The organism is Chryseobacterium sp. JJR-5R, assembly GCF_034047335.1.
Taxonomy (GTDB): Bacteria; Bacteroidota; Bacteroidia; order Flavobacteriales; family Weeksellaceae; genus Chryseobacterium.
Genome location: NZ_CP139137.1, coordinates 2,635,555 through 2,653,390 on the forward strand (window position 1 = coordinate 2,635,555; position 17,836 = coordinate 2,653,390).

The 17,836-nt window shown below is 34.2% G+C and carries 13 protein-coding genes, 1 tRNA gene and 1 pseudogene; 4 read left to right on the plus strand and 11 right to left on the minus strand.

Going from position 1 to position 17,836, the window contains the following annotated elements; all coding sequences use genetic code 11:
• Positions 1-612: 612 nt before the first annotated feature.
• The 4 genes from SD427_RS11625 to SD427_RS11640 form a co-directional block, all read right to left on the minus strand.
• The gene (locus SD427_RS11625) at positions 613-2,859 is read right to left on the minus strand and encodes a DUF262 domain-containing protein (protein WP_320557966.1); all 2,247 of its coding nucleotides are present in this window, start codon (positions 2,857-2,859) and stop codon (positions 613-615) included.
• Positions 2,860-2,869: 10 nt separating this feature from the next.
• Positions 2,870-4,591: a DUF262 domain-containing protein gene (locus tag SD427_RS11630; protein ID WP_320557967.1), complete on the minus strand. Its 1,722-nt coding sequence runs from the start codon at positions 4,589-4,591 to the stop codon at positions 2,870-2,872.
• 150 nt (positions 4,592-4,741) lie between these two features.
• Positions 4,742-7,603 (minus strand): type I restriction endonuclease subunit R, encoded by a 2,862-nt coding sequence (locus tag SD427_RS11635; protein ID WP_320557968.1) that lies wholly within the window; start codon positions 7,601-7,603, stop codon positions 4,742-4,744.
• Between the two features lie 100 nt (positions 7,604-7,703).
• Entirely contained in the window at positions 7,704-8,630 is a 927-nt protein-coding gene (locus SD427_RS11640; RefSeq protein ID WP_320557969.1) for a tyrosine-type recombinase/integrase, read from the minus strand.
• A 163-nt stretch (positions 8,631-8,793) separates the two neighbouring features.
• Between SD427_RS11640 and SD427_RS11645 the strand changes: the two genes are divergently transcribed.
• The gene (locus SD427_RS11645; protein ID WP_320557970.1) at positions 8,794-9,951 is read left to right on the plus strand and encodes a restriction endonuclease subunit S; all 1,158 of its coding nucleotides are present in this window, start codon (positions 8,794-8,796) and stop codon (positions 9,949-9,951) included.
• Here the strand turns inward: SD427_RS11645 and SD427_RS11650 are convergent.
• The 6 genes and pseudogenes from SD427_RS11650 to holA all read right to left on the minus strand — a co-directional run.
• Positions 9,840-10,349: pseudogene (locus SD427_RS11650) on the minus strand (restriction endonuclease subunit S); the annotation flags it as partial. The gene SD427_RS11645 and the pseudogene SD427_RS11650 overlap by 112 nt on opposite strands.
• A 57-nt stretch (positions 10,350-10,406) precedes the next feature.
• Positions 10,407-11,975, minus strand: coding sequence for a type I restriction-modification system subunit M (locus SD427_RS11655; RefSeq protein WP_320557971.1), 1,569 nt, complete (start codon positions 11,973-11,975; stop codon positions 10,407-10,409).
• Positions 11,976-12,392: 417 nt separating this feature from the next.
• Positions 12,393-12,659 (minus strand): Arm DNA-binding domain-containing protein, encoded by a 267-nt coding sequence (locus SD427_RS11660; RefSeq protein WP_320557972.1) that lies wholly within the window; start codon positions 12,657-12,659, stop codon positions 12,393-12,395.
• 253 nt (positions 12,660-12,912) lie between these two features.
• Positions 12,913-12,997, minus strand: a tRNA-Ser gene (locus SD427_RS11665).
• Positions 12,998-13,214: 217 nt separating this feature from the next.
• Positions 13,215-14,159 (minus strand): thioredoxin-disulfide reductase, encoded by a 945-nt coding sequence (gene trxB / locus SD427_RS11670; RefSeq protein WP_320557973.1) that lies wholly within the window; start codon positions 14,157-14,159, stop codon positions 13,215-13,217.
• A gap of 208 nt (positions 14,160-14,367) precedes the next feature.
• A complete protein-coding gene (gene holA / locus SD427_RS11675; protein ID WP_320557974.1) occupies positions 14,368-15,405 on the minus strand; it encodes a DNA polymerase III subunit delta in 1,038 nt (345 codons plus the stop codon).
• A 7-nt stretch (positions 15,406-15,412) separates the two neighbouring features.
• Between holA and SD427_RS11680 the strand changes: the two genes are divergently transcribed.
• The 3 genes from SD427_RS11680 to SD427_RS11690 all read left to right on the plus strand — a co-directional run bounded on the left by SD427_RS11680 (position 15,413) and on the right by SD427_RS11690 (position 17,245).
• Positions 15,413-15,844: a type I restriction enzyme HsdR N-terminal domain-containing protein gene (locus SD427_RS11680; protein WP_320557975.1), complete on the plus strand. Its 432-nt coding sequence runs from the start codon at positions 15,413-15,415 to the stop codon at positions 15,842-15,844.
• Between the two features lie 40 nt (positions 15,845-15,884).
• Positions 15,885-16,115: a hypothetical protein gene (locus tag SD427_RS11685; protein WP_320557976.1), complete on the plus strand. Its 231-nt coding sequence runs from the start codon at positions 15,885-15,887 to the stop codon at positions 16,113-16,115.
• A 386-nt stretch (positions 16,116-16,501) separates the two neighbouring features.
• The gene (locus SD427_RS11690; protein ID WP_320557977.1) at positions 16,502-17,245 is read left to right on the plus strand and encodes a dienelactone hydrolase family protein; all 744 of its coding nucleotides are present in this window, start codon (positions 16,502-16,504) and stop codon (positions 17,243-17,245) included.
• An 87-nt stretch (positions 17,246-17,332) separates the two neighbouring features.
• Here the strand turns inward: SD427_RS11690 and SD427_RS11695 are convergent, their stop codons facing one another.
• Entirely contained in the window at positions 17,333-17,710 is a 378-nt protein-coding gene (locus tag SD427_RS11695) for a PEGA domain-containing protein (RefSeq protein ID WP_320557978.1), read from the minus strand.
• Positions 17,711-17,836 lie beyond the last annotated feature (126 nt).

A 17,836-nucleotide genomic window follows, 5' to 3' on the forward strand; every position in this document is an offset into this window, starting at 1 on the left:
AATAGTATTTACTAAAAAGCTAAGGGCCGGTTTGCTGTCAACTTATTTCTAAACCTTTAATAACGTAAAACAAAAAACGCTGTAAACATTGATTTTTACAGCGTTTTAGCTTATTTTGGATCAGTTCCCAAACTTGGGGAGAAAAATAAAATTAATAATTTTGAAGAATGTTAAATAATGCCGAATTCCTTATAGTATTTTTACCTGAACGCTTGATTGCGTATTTCAGGTGCTTGCAGGAACTGGAGAGATTGGGAAAATTTCTGGATATTTCAGCAGTCATAGCCAGGAATATAAAATCCCGCAATTTTTAATTGCAGGATTTATAAGTTATTATACTTTTGAAGAGATCTTCTTCCTGTATTAGCGGAGAGAGAGGGTTTTTGTAACTTCTTCCCGTCCTTTTATTGATAAGCATTTCGCTGTAGCATCTTGTGAAAGGCCTTAAATAGGGCATTTGCAAAAAGCGGTAAAATCCAATATAAAAATTTTACGTAGTAAAAGTAGAAATTTTCGTTCGGATTTGCAAGTAAAAATTGCTAAATTTTAAACAAGTTTTTTGATTTGCAATTTGCTTTGGCAATTTGTCAAATTTATTTTTTGGAATATGTCTTATTTGTAATAATTATTCAAAAATATAATTGCCACTTCAATTATGTTTTCTTTCTTTGAAGGAGTAATTAAAATACCTTTTTTATCAAGTTCTTTAAAAGATAATCCGTTTAAAGAGTTCATAATGTCTTTTGTACTATGACTAATAAACCAACCGTCATTAACAGGTGTCATATATGCTGAATTCTTAAGCTGAATAACACTTTCATTAGTGTCTACTTCCCAACCATTATTTTTTATTTTATTGCTAGATAAAAGTTTTGAATCGTGTAAAACTGCATTTACAAAAGAATTTGTATGATATCCTCTTAAAGTATATTTATCTAAAGCATCGATTTTATAATATTTTTCATCTCTAAAAGAATAAATATTAGTGTCTGAAATTAACATTTTAGGATAGTTTATAAATAGTTTTCTCCATTCCTCATCTACGTCTTTCTTTTTAAGTTTTTGAAGTGCTGTTTTAACTGTTTTTTGTTTGACGCTCTCGATATCGGTAAATAAATCCAAAAGGATTGTTGGAAGTTTATCATTTGCATAAAAAATTCTTTCCCATTTATTTTTATTTCCAAAATACCGTAAAGCTCCAAAATAGCATTTTCCCACATGAACGGAATAATCACCATAAGATAATAAACATCTTAAAATATCATTTGTTTCTACAGTTTTCCATAATTCCACAAAATTGTTTGCTACGTTGGTAATATCCAAATTACTCTGAAGTATTAAATCAAAACTTGACAAATTTCCCTTTAAGTTTGGATGATTCTCTAACAACTGGATAGCTTCTCTAAACTGCGGATTCAGATTAATATAATTAATTTTTGCAATTTCTCTATGAACAAATTCTTTTCTATAACTTGAACTTGATGTATTATAATCAAATTGATCAAATGGTTTTTCACTGATGATTTTATCTATAAAACCAACAATTTCAGGGTAATTAGAGAAACGAATATTAGGAACAACGTCATCTCTTGAATTATCATTTCCTTTTTGATTAATATCTACAACAAAATTTCTGACTAATCTTGATAGTTCAATAATTTCATTATTGATTGTGAGTTTTTGATAGTCGAATTTTAAATGAAACTCGATTATTGAGTACAATAAAAATCTATCTAAATGCGTAATAGAACTGAAGCTGAATAAAAGTTTAGTTAATAAATTAGTTTCCTCTTCAAAAATATTGACCTTATTTTTATCTGCTTCATTAGTAAATATATTATCAAAAAATAAATTGATTTCTTTTACATTATCTTTTGAAGCTGAAATTAAGTTCAACGAATCGATTAAAAATTTAAGATTTTCTTTTGAAGAATAAATTAAGCTTATGATTTCAAAATTATTAAAATCATACTCATTATTCGAAGCAATCTCTTCATCCTTATTGAATAAAAGTCCTGTAATGAAACTAAAATAGTTTAAAAATAATTGATCAACAGCAGGCTTCTCAGGAGTATGTTCTTTCGATAACCCCCAAAATAAATCGCACCAAGTAGTGTCTATAGAATTTACAAATTCTTTTCTTAAATCAGAATCCACGTTTTCAATAATGCTTTCAAATCTCGCTTTGAAATTCTCGAAAGAAGTCAATGATTTACCTCGAGCATTCATCTTGATATAAAGATCATCAGAAAGATTGTATTCGTCTAAATTGAGAAATTCAAAACTGATTAATTTATTATTGACAAGTTTTTCAAAATATCCAGATGAGTTTTTGAATTTTTCTTCAATAGCATCCAACATAGTAAGAGCACCTGCAACTGTAGGGTCATTTTCCCATTCATAAAAGTACCATTTTTGGTCTTTTAATAATTTGGAAATAATTATATCGTCATTTAAAATCACCTCTCCGTTAGAAGTAAGATTATCAAAAAAGCTTCTTGAACTGTGTCTCGTTTTATAAGTGAATTTAGATAAGTTTTCTTGTTGGAAAATTGTTTTAAATGAATCAAATTTTTCATCCTTTACTGCCAAATAATAGTGCAATAAAAAAAGGGTGGTAAGACGTTGTTGCCCATCTAATGGAATAAATTTAGCGTTTTCTAAATATCCATATACAAAATCTAAATCTACTATTTTTTCGTCTTGCAATGCGTTAAATAAAACAGTTAAAAATTCATTTCTTATACTTTTTTTATTGTTTCTTCCTTGTGCATAATCTCTTTGAATAATTGGTATTTGAACAGATAAATCTTTGGTTGTAAATATATCGGTAAGCGTAAGTTTTTCTCCGGTTTTCATTTTGTTTTTTTTAATTAAGGTAAAATTTCAATGTTGATTTTATACATTCTTGATAATCTTCTATATCATTCTGTTGCCAAAACATAACTTGGTCAAACTTGTTGGAATAGTATTTCACAAAAACATTTTTTGTACATAAAGGAACAAACATAGCATTTGCTTCATTTTCTAAAATCCATTTTCTTTTAACTGGAAATATTGCATTTTTATAGGCTCTATTGGTATAAGCATCTAGTAAACAAAGATTCCCAATACTGTCTTTCACATCTCCATCTATTTCATCTTCTTTGAAATAAGACAAAACTTTATTGAATAACACCTCAAACTTTCCATAATTAAAATCTTCTTGTTCAAGTAAAGATTTGATTTCATTAATTAGTCTTAAAGTTGTATCATCATTAAATTCGTAATTGCCTGTTACCTTTGTACCAATAAAATATTCATACACAGCCATCATCCAAGATTTTGCATTCTTCTCCTTTGGCATCTCTGAATTGATAGAGCTGATATGTTCTAAATCCCAATTATTTTTCAAATATTCATCAAAAGGAAAACGCAGGTTGGATTTATCATTCTTTAAAATATACTCAACATTGAACAATAGCAGTAGATGTTTAATTGTAGTGGAATGTTGATTATAATTTAAGCTATCAATGTCATACTTTTCGAAATGTTTCTTAATCTTATCTTTTATATAACTTTCAAATTCTGACTTTTTCAAATTAGTGTTTTTATTGATTAATTTTTCAATTGAAATAATCTTTGTGGTTATAACGTAACCCACTAAGTGATAAAGTTTATGATAATTATACCATTCTTTGAAACGTAAAAACAAGTCCATTACTTCCTTCCAGATTTCTGTAATATTATTTTTTCTCATTTCAAATTCTTCATTGTATTTTAGGAAGGTAAACAATTCCTCATCAGAGTTTGATTTCTTTTTTATTACATCAAAGATGTATTCTATACGTGTATCATACTGAGAATTATTGTCCTTTATAAAATACCAAAAATTATCGTTTCGAAGCGTATTTTCAATAACATCCCATTGCGAGGCAATCTCAATTTGTTTCAATAAAACTTCGCTAGAATCTTTGCTAAGGAAATTACGCTTTCTCAAAAAAAGTGCTTTTATCAACTCAGCATTTGTGAGTGGGATTTTGCCTACATTTATTCTAGTAAATATTTCAATAGCATTCTTATTATCTATTTCATACCATATAACTCGTACATTTATTCCTGCTTCTGATGGAGATGTAAGGGTTTGGAGTATATGATTTTTATAAACTCCATCTTTTTCTGAAAACCACTTTTCGATGGCTTTACGGGCTAAACAAATATGATAATAATCGACATTGTCATATTCTTTATCATAATCTATATTTTTCAGAAATGATTGACTATTCTTTCGAGTTTCATATTCGATAGAATATGTTCCTTTCCCCAGTATTTCTCTTAACGGCTTTAAACAATCTAATATTAAAAAAATCGTAGTTAATCTTTGCTGTCCGTCAATCAAAATCCATTGGTCATTCTTTTTAGAAACAACCAAAGGTTGTAAACAATAGAAAGGCTCTATAACTGCATTTTTATTATTGGTATAAAATTCTAAAATATCATTTAAAAGTGCATTGACTTCTGTTTCTGTCCAGCGATATCCTCTTTGGTAGGACGGAACATAAAAAGATTCGCCCAATAAGTCATTTATTGGTTTTAGTTCTATTTTATTCATATTTATTAGTTTTAAATTATTCTGTCAATTTATTAACATTGACTTGTCTGTAATTTTTAATGAAATCAAAAAAGTATTTAGAAAGAATCTTTCCAATGAGCAAAAATAATCTGTATCTCTCATTGAAAATTACGGAAAACCATAATAAGATTACGAAGCCACCCCATCAATAAACACATCCACAAAATCCTGAACTTTTTGGATAATTCTTTTTCCAATATTATTTCGTTCCGTCAGTTTTGGTTTTATTTCTAAGAGTTTTAAGGCATCACTCATTTTGGGTATTTTGGAAGTGAAAAGAAAGCTGTCAATCGTTTCTTGAAATTTTTCTTTGTTCAGGGATTCTTCTTCGGCAATTTTTTCGAAGGCATCAGTTCTTTCTTTGTTCCAGAAATTATCAAATTCATCACTTACAGCATCGCCGTCCGGAATATGTGGCAAGTTCTCGTCTATGAATTTTTCAATCAGTTCTTTTTTGCTTCTTAATTGGGCGTCGCCGGATAGGATTTCGCGGATTTCTTTTATTTTGGCTTCCCGTTTAGTTCCTTTTATATCTGCAATATTTGCTAATAGTGAAAGTATATAGCTCACATTGATTTCATCACGGTGGATGAGCTCTAATTCAAAATCAACATCATCTAAAATGCTGACTTTGTCACCACCTTCTTTCTTTCCCTTAATTCCAGTCCAGATATCAAGATATTTACTTTTATATCCATCAAATTCAAATTCTGTCATCTCCAATTGGTCAAAATCAAAATCTGTAAAGGATTTTAAAACATTCAGAATACGCATCAATTCTCGGAACGCTGTAACAAATTCAAACTTTTCCTGTTCGGTTTGGTATGAGTCTACACTTTGAATTTCGGGTGCAACCAGTTTCAGTTTTTCTAAAGAATTTGTGAAAAGTTCAATATAATTTTCAATGGGTTGGATGATTATTTCCTGTATGGCTTCTTTATTAGAAAATAAAGTCACGGCATCATCTGTCGCAGATTTTAAATTGCGAAAACAAACGATATTTCCTTGCGATTTTTTCTCTCCGATAATTCTGTTGGTTCTTGAAAATGCCTGAATCAATCCGTGGTATTTCAGGTTTTTATCTACGAACAAAGTATTCAATTGCGGACTGTCAAATCCTGTCAAAAACATATTGACTACAATAATCAAATCAACTTCTTTGTTTCTTACTCTTTTCGCAATATCGTTGTAATAGTTATAAAAAGTCTGACTGTCTTTAGTAGAAAAATTAGTTCCGAACATTTCGTTGTAATGACGAATATACCTGTCTAAAATATTTCGGCTGTGATTAAAACCGTATTCTGCCCGAGGTTCTGCAACCATTCCAAACACCTCCTCTTCTTCCTGATAATTTCCGTCTGCATCATTATTCTCTTCATTAGCTCCATAACTGAAGATGGTTGCAATTTTCAGATCGTGTTTTCCCTCTTCTTTCTTCTTTTGGAAAAGATCATAATATTTCTGCAAAACATCTATGCTACTCACACAGAACATAGCATTGAATGTTTTCTGATGGGTTTTTCTATCATGTTCGGTTATAATGTAATCGGTGATTTTCTCCAGACGCTTTGGACTTGCTAGTAATTCTTGAGTATCAATAGCTTCAACTTCCATATCTATGTAAGTATTACTACCTTCCTTTTCTTTGTATCTGCCGACATATTCTACAGAGAATTTCAAAACATTTTCATCTCTGATAGCATCTGTAATGACGTATTTATGCAAACATTCTTTGAAAAGCATATTTGTAGTGGCAGAAATTCCATTTATTTTTCCAACCGAATTCACTTCCGAAATTGGCGTTCCGGTAAAGCCAATCATTTGCGCTTTTTGGAAATATTTCTTAATATTTTGATGCGTTTCTCCGAACTGACTTCTATGACACTCATCAAAAATGAATACCACTCTTTTGTCTTTTAAACGGTCTATTTTTCTACCGTGCTTTTCTTTTGTAATGGCGGTATTCAGCTTTTGTAAAGTTGTTACAATGAGTTTTGTATTATCAGAAAGTTGTTTTACAAGATGTGCGGTGTTTTCTGTAGCATCTACGCTGTCTTTTTCAAAAGCATCAAATTCTTTTTGCGTCTGATAATCCAAATCTTTCCTGTCTACCACGAAAACAACTTTTTCCACTTTAGGAATTTCTTTCAAAATCTGACTTGCTTTGAAAGAAGTTAATGTTTTCCCTGAGCCTGTTGTATGCCAAATAAATCCATTGTTATCGGTGTTTCTAACCCTTTCAACAATTTTTTCTACCGCATAATATTGGTACGGTCGAAGAACCATTAAAATTTTATACGTTTGATTCAGCACGATATATTTCGTAATCATTTTGGCAATGTGACAAGGCTCTAAAAATGCCTGTGCAAAATCTTCAAGTTGTGTGATATTATTATTGTGCTCGTCTGACCAGAAGAAAGTTTGTTTAAAACTCTGCTTGGCGTTATTGGAATAATACTTTGTATTGACCCCGTTACTAATGACAAACAACTGAACGTAGTTGAATAAACCTTTTCCCGAATTAAATGACTGATGATGATAACGGTTGATTTGATTGAAAGCCTCTTTCATTTCCAAACCACGGCGTTTGAGCTCTATCTGAACCAAAGGTAAACCGTTGACAAGAATCGTGACATCGTAACGGTTTTTATAATCTCCTTCCTGAGCAATTTGATTTGTGACTTGGAATTGATTCTGACACCAGCTTTCCTGATTGATGAATTCAATCCATTCCGATGTTCCATCATCTTTGGTAAACTGAAATCGGTCACGCAATATTTTAGCTTTTTCAAAAACATTTCCTTTAGCAAGATGATTTAATATCTTCTCGAATTCTTTATTGGAAAATTGTTTTTTATTATGAATTTTGAGCTGGGTTTTTAGGTTTTTAATAAGATCTGCCTCATTACATATCGTAACTTTTTTGTGACCTAACTGTTGTAATTGTTCTACTAATTTCTGCTCTAAAATATATTCCGGCTGACTTGACATTCGGTTTTGAGTTTTGGTTAAAAACTTTGTCAGAAGTTTCAGTTCTGACAAAGTTGTTTCAGTTTTCCCAAATGTAAGAAATAATCAATGATAACAACAACTATTTTAGTGCTTTAAACATCTGGTCAATCGCTTTTTTCTTTTGTTCCAGATTTGGGTGGACATAAAGATTCAATGTTGTACTGATATTGGAATGACCCAGCAGGACACTCACAGTTTTATAATCACATTTGCTTTCAATACATCGGGTAGCAAAACTATGACGCAATCCGTGAAATTTAATTTCCGGAATTTCCAGTTGTTTCATCAGATTTTTATAATAGCTCCGGTAAGTTCTTGGCTCAGTAGGTTTAGAATCATTTGTTAAAACAAAAAACAAAGGATTCACAATCTTTTTAAAAGGCTTCAACATTCGCAAAAGGTCTCTGCTCATTGGAACTTCTCGAATTGAGTTCTTGGTTTTTGGTGTATCGAGAAGCAATTCTGTTCTGCGTTTTCCATCTTCGATAATGTAGATTCGCTGAATGGTTTTTCTAATGTTGATAATCCCGTTATCCGTATCAATATCTTCCCAAGTGAGTGCGCAGATTTCGCCAATCCGCATTCCAGAACAAAGACAAATATAAACCCCCAGATTCCGGAATGTAAAATGCTCCTGAATATAGTTCATCACTTTTTTCTGATGGGTTCTGGTCAGAACTTCAATACTCTGATTTTCCCGAACTGTTGGATATTGGATGTCAAATGGAGTGTATTGAATCCATTTATATTTTGCCCCAAATTTCATTACCATTTTCAAAACGATGAGAACATCTTTGATGCTTTTCTGGCTCAATCCCTGTTCCAATTTTTGAAAAACAAATTTCTGAACTTCCTCTTCTTCTATACTATTAACTTCCGCAAATTTGGGTAACAAATGGTTTTCCAGCAAAAGGACGTAAGCTGAAAAGCTAGACTTTTTCACATAAAGTTGTTTGTCTTTTTTCCATAGTTCCACGATTTGAGCAAATGTTTTTTGTGTCGTCATAATTTTCTTTTTGATTTTAAATTATTATTAAAAATCAAAAAAGGTATGAATAAAGGATTTGAGAAGAAAATTCTGTAAAATTTAAGATTGGAAATTATTAATCTTTGGGTTTCCAAATTTGCGATTTAAAGCTAATAATGGAGACGATTTTCCAAAATGGGATATGAAATTTGGGAATGAGATTTTCCAAAATATATCGGATAAAAATCATAATTCTGACTTACCAATTCTTGCTATTACACAAGAATACGGCGCAATACCAAGAGACCTAATAGACTACAAAATTTCAGTAACTGACAAGAGTGTTGATAGTTATAAAGTTGTACAAAAAGGAGATTTTATAATTAGTTTAAGGTCTTTTCAAGGTGGAATAGAATATTCGGAATATCAAGGAATTTGTAGCCCAGCTTATATTATATTGCGACCAATAATTACTGTTGATAGAATATTTTATAAATATTATTTAAAAACGTCAAAATACATAACTCACCTTAACCGAAAGTTAGAAGGAATTAGAGATGGAAAAATGATAAGCTATAAATATTTTTCTGATATTTCGTTGCCTCTTCCATCAATTGCTGAACAAAACAAAATATCTTCATTTTTATTTCTCATTGATTCCCGTATCCAAACCCAAAAGAAAATAATTTCACATTTACAAACCTCAATCCAAAGTTATAGACAGAAGATATTTTCTCGGAAAATTAGATTTAAAGATATTAGTAGCAAAGATTATCCAGATTGGGAAATAAAAAAATTAGGAGAAATAGCTATGAGATTAACAAATAAAAACAAAGATAATAATCAAAATGTTCTAACAATCTCTGCACAGTATGGTTTAATTAGTCAGTTAGAATTTTTTAATAAATCTGTATCTGCTAAAAATGTAACAGGTTATTATGTGTTAAATAAAAATGATTTTGCGTACAACAAAAGTTATTCAAATGGCTATCCAATGGGTGCTATCAAGAAACTAATTAAATACGAAAAAGGAGTGGTTTCAACTTTATACATTTGTTTTAAATTTCACTCCCATATTAATTCTGAATTTATGAAGCAATATTTTGATGCAGGTTTTCAGAACAATGAAATAGAGAAAATAGCTCAAGAAGGAGCACGAAATCACGGATTATTAAATATTTTCATTGATACTTCTATTCTATCATCAATTAGTGAAAGTAAAGATGATATTTTTTGTTGTTCTTCATATGAAGGAAATGGAATTTTAAATTTCTTCAAATCACTTCCATTAATAGAATTTATTGTTGCACCTAAATTTTTATTGACAATTTCTTTATATTGTTTTGTATCAAACCACTGAAAAACAAATTTATTATAAGGACTTCTGAATACTGTCATAAAAGCTCCAAATGCTAATCCTTCATTCTCTTTTTTTATAATTGCATTTTTCCCTATAAGATTTTTACTTCCATTTCTAACACATATCAAAATGTCATTTTCTTTGACTGGATTAAATTTTTCTGTTTTGACAAAAACGTTGTCCTTTAAAGTCACAATCCTATTTTGAACATTTGAAGAACGTAATACTAAAATTCCGCTATCATCAATGTTATCAGGATTATACGTTAATCCATTTACTATTTCTCCAATCTCTCCTAATTTTTTCACTTTCCATTCCTCAGTAAACTCTGAGAACCTCAACTTAGGTACACTTCCATAATTTGGAAAATTTCTGATACTTTTATTTTTTTCTGTCATCTTGATAATTTATTGTTACTGCTATAAAAATTAAGGATATTCTAAAGTCAAAAAAATTTAACTTACTAATCCTAATTCTTTTAAATAAACTTCAATTTCACTATCGAGTTCGACACGTTTGGCTTCCAATTGTTTGATTTCCGCCATTACCGCTTGAATGTCGATTTCTTCTTCTTCCTCAAAAGTATCGACATAGCGAGGGATATTCAGATTGTAATCATTGTCAGCAATTTCCTGCAGGGTGGCGAGATGGGAAAATTTTTCTTCTGCTTTTCTTTCCTGGTACATATCGACAATTTTATTGATATGTTTTGGAAGCAGTACATTTTGATTTTTTTGTTTTTCAAATTCTTTGCTTGCATCCACAAACAGAACATCTTCATCTTGCTCTCTGCATTTTTTGAAAACCAGTATACAGGTTGGAATGCTTGTACCAAAGAAAATATTGGCAGGTAAACCGATTACAGCATCCAGATAATTTTTCTCTTTAATAAGATATTTACGAATAACCAATTCCGCTGCACCACGGAACAAAACTCCGTGAGGCATTACAACTGCCATAATTCCGTTCTCATCCAAATGATGAATCATATGCTGGATAAAAGCAAAATCTGCTTTGGAGGCTGGAGCTAATTTTCCATATTGTGAGAAACGCTCGTCTAACAATAAAAGTTCATTACTACTCCAATTCGCAGAAAAGGGCGGATTAGCAACAATAGCATCAAAAGTTTTATCAAGGTGTTGAGGTTTTTCAAGCGTATCTTCCTGTTTGATATCGAAATTACTGTAATTGACACCGTGTAGAATCATATTCATTCGCGCCAAGTTATAAGTGGTTCGGTTCATTTCCTGACCGTAGAAATCACTTACTTTTGCTTCACGGGCAACACGAAGGAGCAAAGAACCACTTCCGCAAGTTGGATCATATACGGATTTCAACTGGGATTTTCTGCTGGTAACGATTCTAGCCAGAATGGTAGAAACTTGTTGAGGCGTGTAGAATTCCCCTGCTTTCTTACCTGCACCACTGGCAAATTGTGAAATCAGATATTCATAAGCGTCGCCTAGAACATCGGCATTGGTATCAGAAAGATTGAAGTCTATATCATCCAGATGATACAACACTTTGGAAATCAACGTATTTTTCTCGTCTTCTGTTTTCCCTAATTTGGAAGAAGTCAAATCCAGGTCTTCAAAAAGATTATCAAAATCGTCTTCACTATCAGTACCTAAAGTGGACTGTTCTATATTAGTAAGAATCTTTGAAAGTTCTGCAAGGATAAAATTAGATCTTCCCTCCTCTTTTTGATGACCTTTTTTAGCAATATTACTGAAAAGTTCTGATGGTTTTAAGAAATATCCTAAGTCTTCTACAACCTCTTCATAAATTGCCTGAACGATTTCTTTTCCTTCTTCAGTATTTTCATCAACGTCATTATAGTCAATGTCTTCTCCAGAATCTAATAAAATTTTGTTGGCTGTAAAATGAATCTTCTCGGACAGATATTTATAGAAAATAAATCCTAAAATATAATCCCGAAATTCGTCGGCATCCATTTTTCCTCTTAAAGTATTGGCTATATTCCAAAGTTGCTGTTGCAACTGACGTCTTTGTTCTTCTGACATTTAGTATCATTAATGTTAATCCTCAAAGATAAAAAATGTTAGATGCATACAATGCTAAAATAGCTAAAAATAATAAAATTGATATTGAAAAATAATTGTCATAATGCATATTATAGTTCAACAAATGTCGCAAAATTACGTCTGCCATTAACTAGCACTTGGGAAATTCAGAAGAAATTTAATTTTTGATTCTTATTTGCTTAGGAGTGGGCTTCAATTCCCCCGCAAAATCCAGCATAAAAACCTGACTTCCTGTAAACGGATTATAAGACGACTGATAATCAATTGGAACATCAAATCGTTAAAACGATAATATTAAAGGGAGTTGTATTAAATAAGAACAATCTGGAATAATTTGGAAATAAGTGGAAGTTAAAAAAAAATAAATAAGGATAATTTGGAATCTTTAAACCAATTTTAAGAAAAACAATTAAGCATCAGGTAATGAGAATCGTAAACTCGCTGTTCCAAAGTTTTAAGATAGAGGTTCAGTGTTTTGGCTTCCTGAGTATTGCCTACTGCCTTATGTGACCTATTATCCCATTTCTGTGGGTCGATGTACCTTTTAGCAGCAATGTCCGCTGCCTTGCCATCTATCGTGATTCGCAAGTAGATGGGTGCGGTTCCATTGGTTCTGATCTTATTCTTTTTTATAAAGAATAACAGGTTGAATGTTTTGTTCATTGTGTGGTAACTTTAATTGTTTAATAATTTAGTTTTTGTTACCACTTTCTGCAAGATGTACAATCGTTAGACTGCCTGTTAGTCGGCTTTCCCTGAATTTTTTGTGACCCATTTTCAAATTTTCAGGATAGGTCACGGAATAGGTCATATAAATCGTGACCTTTTTTGATTTTTTTTGACTCTAGCGTAAAACAAAAAACGCTGTAAACATTGATGCTTACAGCGTTTTAGCCTATTTTAGTTTCTCAACCAGCGGAGAGAGAGGGATTCGAACCCCCGGACCTGTTACAGTCAATAGTTTTCAAGACTATCGCAATCGACCACTCTGCCATCTCTCCAAAACTCCGATCAGATCGTCGTTTTCAGTGGTGCAAATATAAAATGTTTTTCATGACTGCCAAAATATTTTTAACGAAAATTATGAGAGAATACAATAATCAGTTAAAAATCAGAAGAATTAATTTATGCTTGCTGTAAGAAAGAGCATCTGGAAAAGCGTAAAACAAAAAACACATCCCGGAGAATGCGTTTTTGTATTATTTATGGCCTGTAAGATTAATCTTCAAGTTCTGCCAGATATTTTTCTGCATCCATAGCTGCCATACAGCCGCTTCCCGCTGCCGTAATCGCCTGCCTGTAGATATGATCCTGGACGTCGCCTGCGGCAAAGACACCCGGAAGGTTGGTTTTGGCAGTGCCTTTCTCAGTGGCGATATACCCGTTTTCATCCAGGGTTACCTGTCCTGCGAAAACATCGGTATTCGGCTTGTGCCCGATGGCAATGAAAATCCCGTCTACATCGATAGAGGATGTTTCGTTTGTCTGGTTATTAATGACTATGGCTCTCTCCACCAGATTGTTTTCTCCTTCAATCCCAATCAGCTCATGATGCAATCTCACTTCGATATTCGGGGTGTGATGTACCCTGTGGATCATGGCTTTGGAAGCCCTGAACACATCTTTTCTGACCAGCATGGTTACTTTTCTGCATAATTTGGCAAGATAAGTGGCTTCTTCAGCCGCCGTATCTCCGGCACCCACCACTACAACATCTTTTCCTTTATAGAAAAAGCCGTCACAGGTTGCACATGCTGATACACCGCCGCCTGCATATTTTTTCTCATCATCAAGGCCTAAATATTTTGCGGTTGCCCCGGTAGAGATGATTACTGTCCTGGCCAGGATCTCTTTGCTTCCGGCGTACAGTTTATGTATCCCTCCCCTTTCTCTGGAAAACTCGACTTTAGTGATCATTTCATAATACACTTGGGTATCAAATCTTTCCGCCTGCTTCTGCAGATCCATCATCATTTCAGGACCCGTGATCCCTGACGGGTATCCCGGAAAGTTGTCTACTTCGGTAGTGGTAGTCAATTGTCCGCCCGGCTCCAATCCTGTATACAACTGTGGTTTAAGGTCTGCTCTTGCTGCATAAATGGCCGCTGTAAAACCGGAAGGCCCGGATCCCACGATCACACAATCAAAAATATTTTGCTCCATAATCTGCTTTTGAAAGATTTTAAATTTATGTCCGCTAAGTTCGGAATTTTTAACGTTTAATTAAAGTAATTTTAATGATAGTTGTCAATATCTAAGATGTTGGTTTTCGATGACATGATCAGCCATGAATTGTGAATTATAAGTTATCTGGTATGAGGCATGAGTTAATTAAGCTGGATATTAAATTCAGATAAAAATTTTTACCTGCTCAGACTTTCATTTTGATTTTATCCACATGGATAATTTTATAAACCAGTTCTTTAATCAGTTCGGCTTCATTCATATTGACCGCTCCCAGCCCTTTCCCCTTCATATCGAATTCCCTTAAAATGGAGATTACCCTGGTGGCATGCTTTAACGGGTACAGCCTCGCCGATTCTGCATAGTCTTTAATAAAATAAGGGTTCACTCCCATCTGGGAAGCTATGGTCTGCGGCGGCTGTCCTGCCATGGTGTTGTAGATGATGACGTTGGAAAAGTAATTATATAAGCTTGAAAGCAGCATGACAAAAGGATTATTTTTAGGGTTTTTGCCCATGTAATGCGCGATTTTGAATGCTGCACTGGCGTTTTTTGTCCCTAAAGCTTTCTGCAGTTCAAAAACATTGTATTCTTTGCTGATCCCGATGTGGTTTTCGATAAGGGTGCCGTCTAAAACTTCTCCCTGCTTAAGGATCATTTTGAGCTTGTTCAGCTCATTGGCAATCCGGGAAAGATCATTCCCGAGGTATTCCGCCAGTAAATGGGACATGTTCGGGGCTGTTTTTATGCCGAGCCTAATGCATTCATCCGCAATCCATTTCGGGAGGTTGTTTTCCCTTACGGATTCACTTATAAACAATGCTCCGGCTTTCTCCAGGGATTTGGTTACCTTTTTCCGGCTGTCCAGTTTTTTGTGCTTGTGGGCAAAAACCAGGACCGTTGAAGGAACAGGATTTTCAAGATAGGCTTCCATAGCCCTGCTTTCACTTTCATTGAGCTTTAAATCCTGGGCTTCCTTTACAATGATTACCTGCTTATCGCCCATCATCGGGAACTGCCTGGCCAGGGAAAGGATTTCCGGGTAGCCGGTATCTTTGCCGTACACCACGGTCTGGTTGAAGGCTTTTTCATCTTCACTCAGAAAATCATGTTCCAGGGCCTTTACGGCAAGATCAATAAAATAGGGCTCTTCTCCGTGAAAAAAATAAATCGGTAAAACTTCTTTATTTTTAATATTTTTGAGGATTGTTTCTAATTCTTTCATCTTAATAATGGAACTTCCGACACTGAATTTTCAGGACCGTTTTGATTTTAAATTCAAGCAGGACAAAGATAAGTTTTTTATTTATGACCCCGTCCGTAAAACCTACCTTTTGCTTACGCCTGAAGAGTGGGTGCGCCAGCACTGGATCCACTATTACCTTACCGTGAAGTCTTATGCCGCATCGGCCCTGATCACGGAGAAAAAAATAGTCCTGAACGGCCTTACGAAAAGAATTGACCTTCTGGTTACCGAAAAAACGCAGCCGGTCATTTTGATTGAATGCAAAGCGCCGGGCATTAAACTTACGGAGAAAACCTTTGAGCAGACGGCCCGGTATAACTCAATTGTGGGAGCAAAAAAAATCATCTTAACCAACGGGCTGCAGCATATTTATGCATACTATGAAAACGGGCAGTATCAGTTTTACAGACCGGATTAAATGGTTAAGTGTTCAAAATAATTAATATCCGAAGTTGTCTATGAATGATACAATATTGCAGAAGTATGGTTTAGTCATGCAAAAAACACCACAGAAATCTGATGGTATAGTTTCCGGAAATCCAATTGCCAATTATCTTTACAGCTTTAGACATCCCGACGATCCGGATGATTCTGTTTCTGATTTGGATTTAGCCATGTCAGATAATTTTTCTGAAATTGAAGATCCTGATTACGGAGACGGTTGGGAAACCATTGGTTCGCAGAGATAATGCCAACTCATTTTGAATTATGGCAGGAAGGGTTTTCAAAAACGATAATTCCTTTAACAGACTGGAAAGAAATACGGCTCTCCTGGAAAGCATGTTTACAGCCATTTTAATCATCAGACTATTTATAAAATATTATTAATATGGGTTGTAAGTTATTTTTATTAATTTAGATAAGGATTTGTTATTGCAGGGAAAGAAACAACGAAAGATCTCACCTGAAGAAGATGAAGAATAGTAGAGGTTACTTCATCATCCGCCTGACAGACCAAAAATCTGTATCAATGACCAAACCCCAGCCCCGATTGAAGCGGAAATCCTTTTTTGAAAAAAAAGATTGCAGCGGAAAGCGGGAAAAAGCTCCAAATAAAAAAATTAAATTACAAGATATGATACGTTCAGTTTTATTACCTGCGCTTCTGGTGACCTCAGCTACCCTGTTCAGCCAGAAACTCAAACCGGTTTCCTATCAGGACGGTCCGCAGAAACTAAATGGCCTGGTGACATCCAACGCCGGGAAAAAGCTTCCGGGCGTCCTGATCCTTCCCGCCTGGAAAGGGATTGACGATGAAGCAAAAACAGCAGCAGCCGAACTTGAAAAACAGGGATACATTGCTTTTATTGCTGATATTTACGGCGAAGGGAATATCCCGGCAGACAGTGATGCAGCAGCGAAAGCATCAGGTTCCTACAAGAAAAATTATGAGGCATACCAGAAAAGGATTTCCCTGGCTCTGGACCAGCTTAAAAAAAGCGGAGCGGTTCCCGGCAAGATTGCAGTGATCGGATACTGCTTCGGCGGCGCAGGAGCACTGGAAACGGCGCGCGGAGGCCTTCCTGTGGCAGGTGTGGTTTCCATCCACGGAAGCCTGGGGAAAGACCAGACCCGTAAAAACGGACCGGTTTCCACTAAGATCCTGGTAGAAAACCCTGCGGATGATAAAAGCGTAACGCCGGAAGATTACAACAACCTGGTTAAAGAAATGAATGAGGGAAATGCAGACTGGCAGATCATTACCTATGCGCATTCCAAGCATACTTTTACGGACCCGAAGTCGGCAGACTACAATCCCGTGATGGCAAAAAGAGCCTGGAACCATACGCTGATGTTTCTGAAGGAAATCCTTAAATAGTATAGCAATGTATAAATGTAACAGTGTAACAATAGTTTGACCTTCACGATTGTTACACTGTTATATTGCTGTAATGATAAATTTCAATTACTTTGCTTCCAGCTCTATCTTATAAGCGTTCGGGGAATATTTCGTCAGGGAGCCTGTAGCAGCATCAATTCCGACACCGATTACGCCTCCCAAAAGGATATTAACCAGGGATACGGCATTAAAGGTTTTGGTAAGTTTCACTTCTTTGTTATTAAATCCTTCTCTTTGCAAGGTAACCATCTGCCTGCTTAACGACCTCGGAATTTCGGCAGTACACGGCGTGGTACATTTTTCAATACCTTTGTGTATCACTTTTGCTCCTTCGGGAGTTGAATTGAATGTTATGCTGTCTTTGGTCCCTGTAAGGATGGTTGCGCATGATGTTGCGGAAAGCGAAATGCCCAGAAAAAGGGCTGCGGATAATTTGTTTTTCATGTATACAATCAGTTGTTAGTTTTTACAGCGGCGAACTTACAAATAATTCTGCAATGCTCCAAGAAAATTTAAAGATCCCATTTTATGGAGTAACTCAGTACCTGTATTTCAAAACAATCTTCCGCA